Below are 12,879 nucleotides of genomic sequence, written 5' to 3' on the forward strand. Positions count from 1 at the left end.
GGCAGTCAGGCGTTCTGCGCCTGCAGGAAAATCGAAAACAGCTCCGACTGGGATTTGATCCCCAGCTTGCTGTACATGTGTTTCTTATGGACTTTCACGGTTTCAACAGAGATTTCCAGCTTACGGGCGATTTCTTTACTGGAGCAACCGCTGAGCATCAAACGCCCGACATCCAGTTCCCGGGCGGTCAGTTGCGCGCCCTTGAGTTGCTGCACCGACGCTTCAAGCTGCACCCGCCAGTCCGGTTGCGCCGGCGACGGGGCGAGGGCGACGATTTCATTGATCTCGTAGGGCAGGCGCTGGCGCAACAGGCCGAGCACCCACGGCTGGATCAGCGACAGCAGGGCAATCTGCTCGCCACTGAAACGCTGTTTGCTGCCCAGTGACAGGCACAGCGTGCGGTCGCCTTCGAGCTGGCAATTGAACTGGATTTCGTCGGCCACCACATTCAGACGAAAGTATCGCTGGTAATACTCGGTGAGCTCGAAATGCTCCGGCGCGACCTCCGACAGGCGGTACAACCCGGTGCGCGATTGCTCGCGGCAAGCGATGTAGAACGGGTCGAGCAGGTACAACCCGCGCAGGTAATCCTGGAACAACTGGTCGGGACTGCCGTCTTCCCCCGGGCATTCGGCGAACACCTGGGGGTGACGGTCGGCGCTGAACAGCAGCGCCACCCAGCTATCGAACGGCACGTACTGGTCGAGCAGGCGTACCAGTTGCGCCCAGAAATTCGGCTTGTCGAGGGCGTCGATCAACTGCCCGACGGCGCGGTGCCAGGTGATGTCGTCAAACGAAACAGTCATGCCTCTACCCCTATCGGGTTACCCCGGCCGCGTAATTCCCTGGCCGGTCGAATGCGAAGCATACTGGCCCACAGACAGCCGCCGGGCAATCTTTCGGCGCCCGGCGCTCATAACAAGGACTCCCCATGAAAGTCGAACTCGCCCAGCTGACGGGCCGTGACAAAGACACGGCGTACAACCTTGAACGCGCCTTGGCGGCGATTGCCGAGTGCCCGGCCGACACGCAACTGATCGTGTTCCCCGAGACCCACCTGATGGGCTTCCCGACCGCCGACACCGTGGCGCAGATCGCCGAAGCGGTAGACGGCCCGACCGTCAGCGCGGTGCAGGCCGCTGCCCGCGAACGCAACATTGTCGTGGTGATCGGCATGGCTGAAAACGACAACGGCCGCTTCTACAACACCACGCTGCTGATCACCCCCGAAGGCATCGCCCTGAAATACCGCAAGACCCACCTCTGGGCCTCGGATCGCGGTGTGTTCGAGGCCGGCGACCGTTACGCCACGTGCCTGTGGAACGGCGTGCGGGTCGGTCTGCTGATCTGCTACGACATCGAGTTCCCGGAATCGGCCCGTGCCCTGGCGCAACTGGGCGCCGAGTTGCTGATCGTCACCAACGGCAACATGGACCCTTACGGCCCGACCCACCGCACCGCAATCATGGCCCGGGCCCAGGAAAACCAGGCGTTTGCGCTGATGGTCAACCGGGTGGAAGCCGGGGATGACGGGCTGATGTTCGCCGGCGGCAGTGCGCTGGTGGATCCGCTGGGCACGGTGCTGTTCGAGGCCGGGCGTGAGGAAGGGCGGTTCAGTGTCGAACTGGATTTCGCTCAGCTGGAGCTGGCGCGCAAGGATTATCGGTATCTGGATGATCAGCGGTTGAGGTTGCCGGGGGAGGTGGTTGAACACGCTTCTGGACTGCGGGAGCTGCTGATTCCTTCACGTTGATCCGGATTTTGTATTTGTCGGGCTGGCGCCTTCGCGGGCAAGCCCGCTCCCACAGGGGGAAGTGGTCACTGTGGGAGTGAGCCTGCTCGCGATGAGGCCCTGACAGACAACACACTTGCTTGACCAAAAACAACAACGCAACACCCGAAACACTCGCCGAACTCGGCCTCTGCCATAAATCCAATAAAATCCGGAGTAAGTCGCCCATGGCTCGTTTGCAACGCACCCTTTCGCTGGGGTCGGTGGTGCTGTTCGGCATCGCCTACATGACGCCGATCATTGTCCTCGGCACGTTCGGCATCCTCGCCCAGTCCACCGCCGGCATGGTGCCCGCCGCGTACCTGGCGGCGCTGGTGGCGATGTTCTTCACCGCCATGAGTTATGGCCGCATGGCCGCCGCGTTCCCGGTGGCCGGCTCGGCCTACAGCTATGTGCGCAAGGCCATCAGCCCGAAACTCGGGTTCATCGCCGGTTGGGCGGTGCTGCTCGATTACCTGTTTCTGCCGATGGCGATCTGGCTGATCGGTGCCGCATATCTCGCTTCGGCCTTCCCGTCGATCCCGCAGTGGATCTGGGTGCTGGCGTTCATCGGCATCACCAGTGCGATCAACATCATCGGCCTGAAGCTGGCCAACGGCATCAACGCCTGGCTGATGCTGGTGCAGTTTCTGGTGCTGATCGCCTTCGTCGCCCTGTGCGTGCATTACGTCGGCGGCGATGCCAGCACGCCGCTGTGGTCGATCAAGCCGTTCTTCAACGGCGACATGCAGATGCCGCTGATCATGAGCGGTGCGGCCATCGCCTGCTACTCGTTCCTCGGTTTCGATGCGGTCAGCACCCTCACCGAAGAAACCCGCGATGCACGTCGCACCATCCCTCGGGCAATCATGTTGATCACCCTGATCGGTGGGCTGATTTTCGTCGGCGTGTCGTACTTCGTGCAGGTCGCTCATCCGTCGTTCCAGTTCGACAACGTCGACTCGGCGGCCTATGAGATTGCGCGCAATATCGGCGGCGATCTGTTCGTGTCGATCTTCCTCATCGGTTTGATCGTCGGTCAGTTCGCCTCGGGACTGTCCGCCCAGGCCAGCGGTTCGCGGCTGTTGTTCGCGATGGGCCGTGACGGTGTGTTGCCCAAGTCATTCTTCGGCACCTTGCACGAACGCTTCGGCACACCGGTCAACAGCATCCTGCTCTGCGCCGTGGTGGCATTGCTGGCGCTGAAACTCGACGTGACCACCTCGACCTCGTTCATCAACTTCGGCGCATTCCTGGCCTTCAGTCTGGTCAACCTGTCAGTGATCTTTCATTACTGGATCGGTGGCGAGAAAAAAGGTCTGCGTGAGCTGCTGCTGTTTCTGGTGTTCCCGTTCATCGGTCTGGTGGCGGACTTGTGGTTGATGGTCAGCCTCGATCACCTGGCGGTGTATCTGGGCCTGAGCTGGCTGGCGATTGGCGTGGTGTATCTGGCGGTGCTGACCGGCGGTTTCCGTCGCCAGCCACCGGAAATGGATTTCCAGGAAGCGACCTGACATCAGGCCGCAGGCCGGGTCTGGCGCAAGGGCAATTGCACGCGAAACGTGGTGCCGGTGCCCAAAGTGCTGCTGACCGAAATGTCCCCGCCATGTTTCTTCACGATGCCATAGGACAGGGACAGGCCCAGCCCTGTCCCTTGGCCTACGGGTTTGGTGGTGAAGAACGGATCGAAGATTTTCTGCAGGGTCTCGGGGGCAATGCCCGAGCCGGTGTCGGCCACTTCGATGATCGCCGACTCACCCTGCACCGCAGTGCGCAAGGTGATGGTGCCGCGCTCGGCGCCCATGGCCTGCGCCGCGTTGATCACCAGGTTCATGATGACCTGATTGATCTGCGAGGGCAGGCACTCGATCTCCGGAAGGTCCTGATACTCCTTGACCACATCGGCCTTGTACTTGAGTTCGCTGGCGACGATGTTCAGGGTCGACTCGATACCCTGTTGCAGGTTCGCCCACTGCCATTGTTGCTGGGTATCGACCCGGGAGAAGTCCTTGAGGTCCTTGACGATCTGCCCGACCCGGCCGATGCCTTCCTTGGATTCGCGGATCAGCACCGGAATGTCTTCCAGCAGAAAATCCACTTCGAGGTGCTCGCGCAGTTGTTGCAACTGCGCAGCCGGCTCGGCAGCCAGGGCCTGCCCCGCTGAGTGGTAGGCGCCGAGCATGGCCAGCAGTTGCTGGAAGTAACCGTCGAGGGTGCCGAGGTTGGAGGAAATGAAGCCGATCGGATTGTTGATTTCGTGGGCGACCCCGGCAGCCAGTTGCCCCAGCGAGGCGAGTTTTTCCGACTGCACCAACTGGCCTTCCAGTTGCTTGCGTTCGTCGATCTCTCGCTGCAAGGCTTCGCTGGCCTGCTTGAACTGGGCGGTGCGCTGGTCCACCAGATGTTCCAGGTGATGCATTTGCAATGATGCACGTTCGGTCATCTGCCATTTGGTCAGCAGGGTGTTGGCCATCTGCTGGACTTCGATGTTGTCGAACGGCTTTTTCAGGATCAGCAGCCGGTCATGGGCGTGCAGGCGATCCAGCAGTTCATCCCAGGAATAATCGGAATACGCGGTGCAGACCACCACCTGCAATTGCGGATCCTGCAGCCACAACTGTTCGATGGTTTTCGCTCCGTCCCAACCGTCGGGCATGCGCATGTCGACAAAGGCCAGGGCGTAGGGGCATTGCTCCTGCAGGGCCAGGTTGAGTTTGGCCAGGCCTTCCTCGCCGCCATAGGCCGAGTCCAGTTCGAACATCGCCCGCCGGGGCTTGGCGGGGGCGCCGAACAGGGCCGCCTCCATCTCGTCCAGTTCCGCCGACTGCGCCCGGTTCGGGGTGAGGATCTTGCGAAAGTCTTCGTGGATCGACGGCATGTCGTCGATCAGCAGGATGCGGCGGTTCGACAGTTCGCTCATGCGTTCTCCGTTACCGTGATCAGCGGGATCTGCAAAGTGAACAGGGCGCCCAGGCCAGGCCCGTCGCTGTGGGCGGTCAGATGGCCGTTCATCTCGATGGCCGCCAGGGCGCAACTGTGCAGGCCGAAGCCGTGGCCATCCTTGCGGGTGGTGAAACCGTGGGCAAAGATCCGCGTCATGTTCTCCGGTGCGATGCCCTCGCCATCGTCCTTGACGCTGATCTCCAGAAAACCGTCATCAACGATTTTCACCCCCAGGGTCATGGTCCGCGGGCGGTTGCTGAGGTCGGACATCGCGTACTTTGCGTTGCTGATCAGGTTGATCAGGATCAGCAGCAGTCGATGCTTGTCACCCATTACCTGGGGCACGTCGCCGTATTCCTTGAACACCGTGACGTGATGCCGGGTCAGCGCCCCGGCGTTCATGCGCAGTGCATCTTCGAGCAGTTCGTTGATGTACAGCGGTTCGGTCATGCTGTTGGCGCCGGCATAGGATTGCTGGGTGGCGACGATGTCCTTGATGTGATCGACGCTCTTGTTCATCTGCGCCAGTTCGTCGGCCATTTCCTGCTGTTCCTGGGCGATGGCGCCCACCAGTTGGTTGAGGTAGCCGGGCAGCAGCTTGCCCTTGGCATCCTCGGTCAGAAACGACCCGAGGTCGTCCGGGTGTTCGTTGATCAACTGCATCGCCTTGCCCAGCCCCAAGGCTTTGCTGCTGCGCAGTTTTCGCGAGATCAGGTCGGAGGAAATGTTCACGCTGTTGAGCACGTTGCCGACGTTGTGCAACACGTTGGTGGCGATTTCCGCCATGCCGGCCTGTCGTGCGGCGTCGAGCAACTCGCTCTGCACGTTCTTCAGTTCGCGGGTCCGCTCGTCGACCCGTTGTTCGAGCACATCGTTGGCGGTTTGCAGGGCCGCATTGACCCGGTTGATTTCGGCAAAGCTGCGGATCAGGCGGATGGCCAGCCACAGCAGCGACAACATCAGCAGGACGGAAAACAGCAGCAGGTAGAAATGGTATTTCTGGTCGGTTCGTTCGGCCTGTTGCTGATCCAGGTCGAGCATGTTGGTGATGGTGTCCAGGCGCTCGGCCACAGGGATCGACTCGATCTGATCGAGCAGGCGATTGACGATCGGTTGCTCGCGCAGGATCAGGGCGATGTGATTGCTCAGGATCCTGATCGGGGTTTGAAAGTCCGCCGGCAGGCGTTGCGCGTTCACCGCCAGTTTGTTCAGGCCCACCTCGATGTCGGAGGCTTTGTCGTCAGACGCGACCTGGGCGAACTCCAGTGCGCTGAGCAACAGGTCATAGGTGTCGGTGACGATGTTCTGCAATTGAATCTTGTCGAGGTCGGACAGATTGGCCAGTTGTGCCTGAATGTCATCTTCGGCGCTGGGCAGAAACGCCAGGGAGTTGCGCAGTAACGCGTTGTGCGACTTGAACTGCTCCACCAGACGGGTTTTTTCCTGCATGGCGTCCAGGTAGCGTTCGTGGGCATGGTCCCATTGTGTGGATTCGCCGCGCCCATGCCCGGATTCCATGGATTCGAAACGTGCCCACAGGCGATTCATCTCGTTCATCGGCGAGACCAGCGGGTCGTAATTGTGGGTGATCGCCACCCGGGCCTTGAGGACTTCACTTTCCCACTGCGAATCCTGTTGCTTGATCTGACGGATCAGGTCCCGGGATTCGGTGTAGGTGGTGGTCTGCTCGGAACTGGACTTGAGGTACAGAAACACCAGTATCGAGGCCAGCAATACGGCCAGGAGGCTGAGCAACAGCAGGCTGCGCCGCCCCGAGACGGTTGTCATCATGGCTGGTCCTCCCAGTGTCCGGTCAGGGTCTTGAGAAACTCGATGATCAGCGCCTTGTCTTCCTCGCTCGGCATGCGCCCCAACTGATACTGGAACATCACGTCCACGGCCCGTTCGAGGGTGGGCGCCGAGCCGTCGTGGAAGTACGGCGCGGTCAGTGCCACATTGCGCAGGCTCGGCACCTTGAACACGGCCCGATCGTTTTCGTCTCCGGTGACGTTGAACCGGCCCTGATCCGCCAGCGTCGGGTTACCGCGATCGGCGATGTAGTCACCGAACACCCCGAACTTCTGATACATGTTGCCGCCGATGTTTACGCCCTGATGGCAGGCAATGCAGCCGTAGTCCTTGAAGCGCTGATAGCCGTATTTCTCATCGAGGGTCAGGATCTCGGTGTTGCCGAGCAGGTACTGATCGAAGCGTGAGCCGGGTGTCAGCAACGTGCGCTCGTAGCTCGTCAGGGCGTTCTGGATATTGGCTTTCGTCACGGCATCCGGGTAGGCGGCACTGAAAGACTGGCGATAGCCGGAATCGTCAGAGATCCGTTGTACGACAGTGTTCCAGTCGTTGCCCATTTCGTGGGGGCTGGTGATGACGACGTTGGTCTGCTCTTCCAGCGTTTCCACGCGACCGTCCCAGAACTGGCGGAAATTGAGGCTGGCGTTGAGCACGGTCGGGGTGTTGACCGCCACCGCTTGTCCATCGAAGCCCAGGGAAAGGGCCCGGCTGTCAGCGCCGTTCTTGTCCAGTTGATGGCAACTGGCGCAGGACAGGGTGTTGTTGACCGATAACCGTGGATCCTGAAAAAGCCGGCGGCCCAGCTCGACCCGTTTCGGATCCTGTTTCGGAATGTCGGGCAGCGGTTTCAGTGGCTCGTCCAGCGGCGCGGCAACGCTATTGGCCCAGGGCGCGAGAAGCATCAGGAACAAAACACTGAGCGACGGGCATGTCGTCGGCGTGTTCATGCAACGCTCCAGGGACCAGGCACCCCGGCCACCAGCAGGCGGGCGAAGGCGTCCGCCGGCAAGGCTTTGCTGAAATGGAAACCCTGGCCTTCCTCGCAGTCGTGGGCCCTGAGAAAGGCCAGTTGTTGTGCGGTCTCCACGCCTTCGGCGATGACGTTCAGGTTCAGGCTCTTGCCCAGGCTGATGATCGCGCCGACCAGCGCGGCATCGCTGCTGTCATGGCTCAGGCCGCGAATGAACGACTGATCGATCTTCAGCACATCGATGGGGAACCGCCGCAGGTAACTCAGGCTGGAATAGCCGGTGCCGAAATCATCGATGGCCAGCCTGACGCCCAGGGCCTTGAGCCGGTTCAACGCGCTCATGGTCGCGTCGACGTTCTGCATCAGCACGCCTTCGGTGATCTCGAGTTCCAGCAGGGCGGGATCCAGCCCGGTCTCTTTGAGCACCTGTTCTATGCCCTCGACAAACAGGCGCTGACGAAAGTCGATGGCCGAGGTGTTGACCGACATGCGGATCGGCGGCAACCCGGCTAGTTGCCAGTCCCGCGTCTGACGGCACGCCTCACCCAGCACCCACTTGCTCAGCGGCACGATCAGGCCGCTGTCTTCGGCCACGGGGATGAACTCCGATGGATACACCCAGCCATGCCCCGGTTTCTGCCAGCGTACCAGTGCCTCGGCGCCCACCACCCGGCCGCTGCCCAGATCGATTTTCGGCTGGTAGTGCAGGACGAATTCGTGCCGTTGCAGGGCCAGGCGAATGCCCGACTCGATGCCGTGCTGTTCCCGGGCGCGCTGGTTCATGGCCTCGATGAAGAAACCGATCTCGTTCGGACCGCTTTCCTTGGCATTGCGCATGGCCGTCTCGGCTTTTTTGATCAGGTCGATGGCTTCCAGCCCGTCGTCCGGATAAATGCTGATGCCCACGCTGGCGGTGACACTGACGTCGTGACCGACAATCGTCTGGGGCTCACGGATGGCCGCCAGCAGTTTTTCGGCGATGCTGCGGGTCTGCTGCGGGTGGTTGATGTCGCTGAGCATCACCACGAATTCGTCGGAGCCATAGCGAAACACCGAGTCCGATTCGCGCACGCAGGTCAGCAGTTGCTGGCCGACCCGTTTGAGCATCTCGTCGCCCGCCGGATGGCCCAGGGCATTGTTGATGCGCTTGAAGCGGTCCAGGCCGAGAAACATCACCACCAGCTGTTTGTCATGGCGCCGGCAAGCGGCCAGCGACTGAGTCAGGCGGTCACCAAGCAAGGTGCTGTTGGGCAGGCCCGTAAGGCTGTCGTATTGCAGCAGATGCGAGACCTTGAGCAGCTCATGCACCCGGGCCTCAATGGTTTGCTCGAGGCTGAGCAACTTCAGCGCCGCGTCCTGGGCCAGTTGCCATTTCCAGGTCAGGGCATTGGCCATCTGACGGATTTCCAGGGTGTCGAACGGCTTTTTCAGGATCAGCAACTGATCGCCGAATTCCAGCCGTTCGGCCATGGCCTCCCAGCTGTAGTCGGAGTAGGCGGTGCACAAGGCGATTTGCAGGTTCGGATCGACCTCCCAGAGTTTTTCGATGGTCTCCAGACCGTCCCAACCGGGTGGCATCCGCATGTCGGTGAAGGCGAGGGCATAGGGGCGACCTTCGTCCAGCGCGTGTTGCACCAGCTTCAACGCTTCCTGGCCTTGATAGGCGGAGTCGAGCTGAAAGGTCAGATGCGGCGACTGGCGGGTGCCGAACAGCGCCTGTTCAAGACCACTCAGATCCGCTTCAGCCGCCGTCTCGGGGGCGAGGATCTTGCGGAAATCGGCATGGATCGCCGGCGTATCGTCGACGATCAGAATGCGCCGGTTAGTCTGGGGAAAAGGCGTTTTCATCCTTCATCCTCCCTGGGCAGCGGGGCGGCCGCGCTCGCGTCCTTCAGCAGTCGGGCGGCCTGCTCGGGGCTGACCGCTGCGCTCAGGCAAAAGCCCTGCACGTTTTTCAACGGTGCGCCGGGCACGAGGGCTGCGCCCTGAGCGTCCGGCCGGACGCCCTCGGCGCTGATGTCGATGGCCAGGTCCCGGGCGAAATTGACGATCGCCCGCAGCCGGTTGGCGCCGTCTTCATCCCGGGTCGCATTGTCGATCAGGGACTGGGCGAGTTTGAGGTGATTGACCCGGTAGGTTTTCAGGTAATCGAACGATGAGTATTCGGTGCCGAAATCATCGATGGCGATGGTCACACCCAGCTCGCGCAGGCGCGGCAACGCATCGTTGTGGGTCCATTGGGTCTGGGCCAGGGTGGCTTCGGTGACATCGAAGCGCAGGTCCCATGGCGCCAGTTCCCAACGGGCCGTGGTGCGCAACACATCGTAGATGAGTTCGGGGCCGGACTTGAGCTGCGCCAGGGAAATCTTGATCGCCATCACCGGAGGCGCCACCCCGTCGTTTTGCCACTGGTGCATCTGCCAGCAGGCGTGATCCAGAATCCAGCGTCCGAGAGGAATGATTGCGCCGGTCTTTTCCGCCGCCGGAACGAAGGCTGATGCCGGCAGCAGGCCAAGCCTGGGATGTTGCCAACTGACCTGCGCAGCCATGCCGAGAATCCTGCCGCTGTGCAGGTCCACTTCCGGCATGTAATCGAGCTTCAGTCCTCCCTGGGTGAGGGCCGTGGTCAACTCCTCGGCAAGGACCATGCGCTCGGCGACCTCCCGAGTGATGTCCTCCGAGTGGAAGTGAAACTGATCGCGTCCGGACTCCTTGGCGCGGTACAGCGCCATGTCGGCCTGCCCCAGCAGGCTGTCGGCATCGAAGCTGGCAGGGGCGTAGCCGCTGATGCCGATGCTGGCCGAAATGCGCACGGCATTGCCGCCCAGTTGGTAGGGGGCCTGCAATGTTTCAAGGATCTTGGTGGCCATGGCGGCGGACTGTGTCGGTTCGCTGACATCCAGTTGCAGGATCGCGAACTCATCGCCGCCCAGGCGCGCCACCACGTCGTTTTCCCGGACCACGGCCTTGATCCGTTGTGCCACTTGCTGCAACAGCAGGTCGCCGACCGGATGACCGAGGGTGTCATTGACCCGTTTGAAGTGATCCAGGTCCAGGTAAAACACCGAGAATGGCGCTGCCCCCCGGCGGGCGGCAGCGAAGGCCTGATGCAGACGCTCGATCAGCGTGGCGCGGTTGGCCAGCCCGGTGAGGCCGTCCGTGCGGGCCAGCAGGGTCACTTTTTGTTCCAGCTGATTCATCTTCAGTGCGGCGTCTTCGGTCATTTGCCATTTGACCGTCAGAGCGCTGGCCATCTGGCGTATTTCGATCGCATCGAAGGGTTTTTTCAGGATCAGCAGGCGATCATTCAGCGGCAACCGCTGATCGATCTCTTCCCAGGAGTAATCGGAATAAGCGGTGCACAGGGCCACTTGCAGCTTGGGATCGACCCGCCAGAGCCGCTCGATGGTTTCCAGGCCGTCCCAGCCCGGTGGCATGCGCATGTCGATGAAGGCCATGGCGTAGGGGCGACCTGCGGCCAGCGCGGCTTCGACCTTGTCCAGTGCTTCGCGCCCCTGAAAGGCCGAATCCAGTTCGAAAATTTCGTTGTGTGTGGCAGACGCGCCGGGCGGGGTACCGAACAGCAGGCTTTCGGTTTCGCCCAGACTGTCGTCTTCAACCGTGGATGGCTTGAGGATTTTCGCGAAATCGTCGTGGATCGACGCGGTATCGTCGACGATCAGTACACGGCGATTGATGGGTCCGGGTGGCGCACTCATGGCGCCATACCCGCAAGTTCACGCACGATCGTCATCGGGAGCATCCTTTTCCCCTCATCACAGGCCTGCGCGCAGGCGGATGGTGTCGTCCAGCGACTTGAGCATAGTTGCCCTGTGGGTACTTCGCCTTACCCGATGATTTGTGCGGTCCCGGCGAAAAAATCATCTAGCCTGTCACTCAGGCGCGGGCAAGTGAGGAGGTCTGTCGACACGCCTGCCACGTCCATCGTCATTCGCGAGGCCTCGCCATGGAAGAGCAATCCGCCCCGACTCCGGCCCATCGGCCTGCCGTGTTGCTGGTCGATGACGAGGAGTCGATCCTCAACAGCCTGCGCCGTCTGCTGCGGGGCCAGCCCTATGAGGTGTTGCTCGCCAGCAGCGGTGCCCAGGCGCTGGAAGTGCTGGCGCAACGTCCGGTCGATCTGGTGATGAGTGACGCGCGGATGCCCAATATGGACGGCGCCACGCTCCTGGCCAGCGTTCGTCAGCTGTACCCGTCGACCACGCGGATCATGTTGACGGGCTATGCCGACCCTTCGGCGATCATCAAGGCCATCAACGAAGGCCAGATCGACCGCTACATCAGCAAACCCTGGAACGACGAGGAGATGCTGCTGATCCTGCGCCAGGCCCTGGAACATCAGCATCTGGCCCGTGAGCGCGAGCGCCTGGAGCAACTGACCCGGGTGCAGAACGATCAGTTGAAGCTGCTCAACAGCACCCTGGAAAAACATGTCAGCGCCCGTACCGCCGAGTTGCAGCAGACCGCCGACATGCTCGATCTGGCCTACGAAGAGCTCAAGCACAGCTATGTGACCGGCACCGAAGTGTTCTCGCTGCTGGCCAACCTGCGCCTGCCGCCGGCCAAGCAGACCAACCGGCAGATCATTGAACTGGTGCGCGGCTACTGCAAGGTGCATCGGCTGGACGAAGCCGCCAGCCGCGACCTGACCATGGCCGCCGCGCTGTACAACATCGGCAAGCTGAGCTGGACCGACAGCATGATGACCACCCCTTCGGACCTGTTGCACAGCACCGACCGCGACCGCTATCGGGGTTATCCGAAACAGAGCGAGTCACTGCTGATGACCCTGGACCCGATGAAGGATGCCGCGCGGCTGATCCTGCACCATCAGGAACACTGGGACGGCAGCGGCTTTCCCGATCGGCTCAAGGGTGAGGCCATTCCCTTGGGCTCGCGGCTGTTGAAACTGGCGGTGGATTTCGTCGAGTTGCAGCGCGGGTTGATTCTCGAACGGCAGATGAACAGCGACGAGGCGTTGCTGTACCTGCGCCAGTACGCCGGCAGACTCTATGATCCCGAGCTGATCGAGGACTTCATCAAGGTCTGCGCGCTGGTCAGCGATATCACCCTGACCGATCCGAGCGTCAAGGTGCTGGGCACCCGGGAGCTGGCGGCGGGGATGATCCTGGCGCGCAACCTCAATGCCGACAACGGCATGTTGCTGCTCAATGCCGGCAAGGTGCTGAGTGCGCTGCTGGTGGACAAACTGATCAGTTTCGAGGCCATGGAGGGGGCTAAATACAAGGTGTTCGTGAAAGTCCCGGAGGAGGGCGAAGCGGGGCTGCTGGCCGGTTCTTGAGTCCGTACGAGGTGACGCTGGCGCGGCCGGCATGGGATCCTTGCGGTTTTTCCCAAGGCCGGT

General features: G+C 61.5%; 9 protein-coding genes. 3 read left to right on the forward strand and 6 right to left on the reverse strand.

Annotation, left to right across the window (positions count from 1 at the left end):
• Nucleotides 1–5: 5 nt before the first annotated feature.
• A complete protein-coding gene (locus DXT77_RS12010; RefSeq protein ID WP_119427751.1) occupies nucleotides 6–806 on the reverse strand; it encodes a LuxR C-terminal-related transcriptional regulator in 801 nt (266 codons plus the stop codon).
• A 125-nt stretch (nucleotides 807–931) separates the two neighbouring features.
• Here DXT77_RS12010 and DXT77_RS12015 point away from each other — a divergent pair, with 125 nt between their 5' ends.
• Both DXT77_RS12015 and DXT77_RS12020 read left to right on the forward strand, forming a co-directional pair.
• Nucleotides 932–1,753 (forward strand): carbon-nitrogen hydrolase family protein, encoded by an 822-nt coding sequence (locus tag DXT77_RS12015; protein ID WP_119427752.1) that lies wholly within the window; start codon nucleotides 932–934, stop codon nucleotides 1,751–1,753.
• Between the two features lie 206 nt (nucleotides 1,754–1,959).
• Nucleotides 1,960–3,285 carry an APC family permease gene (locus tag DXT77_RS12020; protein WP_119427753.1) on the forward strand — a complete coding sequence of 442 codons (1,326 nt, stop codon included), beginning with the start codon at nucleotides 1,960–1,962 and terminating at the stop codon, nucleotides 3,283–3,285.
• A gap of 2 nt (nucleotides 3,286–3,287) precedes the next feature.
• On the opposite strand, the gene DXT77_RS12025 is transcribed toward DXT77_RS12020, so the two are convergent.
• From DXT77_RS12025 to DXT77_RS12045, 5 genes are read right to left on the reverse strand one after another with little or no spacing between them, the layout of a single operon-like run.
• Nucleotides 3,288–4,691: an ATP-binding protein gene (locus tag DXT77_RS12025; protein WP_119427754.1), complete on the reverse strand. Its 1,404-nt coding sequence runs from the start codon at nucleotides 4,689–4,691 to the stop codon at nucleotides 3,288–3,290.
• Entirely contained in the window at nucleotides 4,688–6,502 is a 1,815-nt protein-coding gene (locus DXT77_RS12030) for a DAHL domain-containing protein (protein ID WP_119427755.1), read from the reverse strand. The genes DXT77_RS12025 and DXT77_RS12030 overlap by 4 nt, the downstream gene beginning before the upstream one ends.
• The gene (locus DXT77_RS12035; RefSeq protein ID WP_119427756.1) at nucleotides 6,502–7,470 is read right to left on the reverse strand and encodes a cytochrome-c peroxidase; all 969 of its coding nucleotides are present in this window, start codon (nucleotides 7,468–7,470) and stop codon (nucleotides 6,502–6,504) included. The genes DXT77_RS12030 and DXT77_RS12035 overlap by 1 nt, the downstream gene beginning before the upstream one ends.
• Nucleotides 7,467–9,341, reverse strand: a complete 1,875-nt coding sequence (locus tag DXT77_RS12040; protein WP_119427757.1) for a bifunctional diguanylate cyclase/phosphodiesterase — start codon at nucleotides 9,339–9,341, stop codon at nucleotides 7,467–7,469. The genes DXT77_RS12035 and DXT77_RS12040 overlap by 4 nt, the downstream gene beginning before the upstream one ends.
• Nucleotides 9,338–11,212 (reverse strand): bifunctional diguanylate cyclase/phosphodiesterase, encoded by a 1,875-nt coding sequence (locus tag DXT77_RS12045; RefSeq protein WP_119427758.1) that lies wholly within the window; start codon nucleotides 11,210–11,212, stop codon nucleotides 9,338–9,340. The genes DXT77_RS12040 and DXT77_RS12045 overlap by 4 nt, the downstream gene beginning before the upstream one ends.
• Nucleotides 11,213–11,460: 248 nt before the next feature.
• Between DXT77_RS12045 and DXT77_RS12050 the strand changes: the two genes are divergently transcribed.
• A complete protein-coding gene (locus tag DXT77_RS12050; protein ID WP_119427759.1) occupies nucleotides 11,461–12,816 on the forward strand; it encodes an HD domain-containing phosphohydrolase in 1,356 nt (451 codons plus the stop codon).
• The last annotated feature ends 63 nt before the right edge of the window (nucleotides 12,817–12,879 follow it).

Source organism: Pseudomonas sp. 91RF, from assembly GCF_003576265.1.
Lineage (GTDB): Bacteria > Pseudomonadota > Gammaproteobacteria > Pseudomonadales > Pseudomonadaceae > Aquipseudomonas > Aquipseudomonas kribbensis.

What these genes read in the sequence shown, in the direction of transcription:
- DXT77_RS12010 (WP_119427751.1), bottom strand. Translation starts at nt 806, where the DNA reads ATGACTGTTTCGTTTGACGACATCACCTGGCACCGCGCCGTCGGGCAG.
- DXT77_RS12015 (WP_119427752.1), top strand. Translation starts at nt 932, where the DNA reads ATGAAAGTCGAACTCGCCCAGCTGACGGGCCGTGACAAAGACACGGCG.
- DXT77_RS12020 (WP_119427753.1), top strand. Translation starts at nt 1,960, where the DNA reads ATGGCTCGTTTGCAACGCACCCTTTCGCTGGGGTCGGTGGTGCTGTTC.
- DXT77_RS12025 (WP_119427754.1), bottom strand. Translation starts at nt 4,691, where the DNA reads ATGAGCGAACTGTCGAACCGCCGCATCCTGCTGATCGACGACATGCCG.
- DXT77_RS12030 (WP_119427755.1), bottom strand. Translation starts at nt 6,502, where the DNA reads ATGACAACCGTCTCGGGGCGGCGCAGCCTGCTGTTGCTCAGCCTCCTG.
- DXT77_RS12035 (WP_119427756.1), bottom strand. Translation starts at nt 7,470, where the DNA reads ATGAACACGCCGACGACATGCCCGTCGCTCAGTGTTTTGTTCCTGATG.
- DXT77_RS12040 (WP_119427757.1), bottom strand. Translation starts at nt 9,341, where the DNA reads ATGAAAACGCCTTTTCCCCAGACTAACCGGCGCATTCTGATCGTCGAC.
- DXT77_RS12045 (WP_119427758.1), bottom strand. Translation starts at nt 11,212, where the DNA reads ATGAGTGCGCCACCCGGACCCATCAATCGCCGTGTACTGATCGTCGAC.
- DXT77_RS12050 (WP_119427759.1), top strand. Translation starts at nt 11,461, where the DNA reads ATGGAAGAGCAATCCGCCCCGACTCCGGCCCATCGGCCTGCCGTGTTG.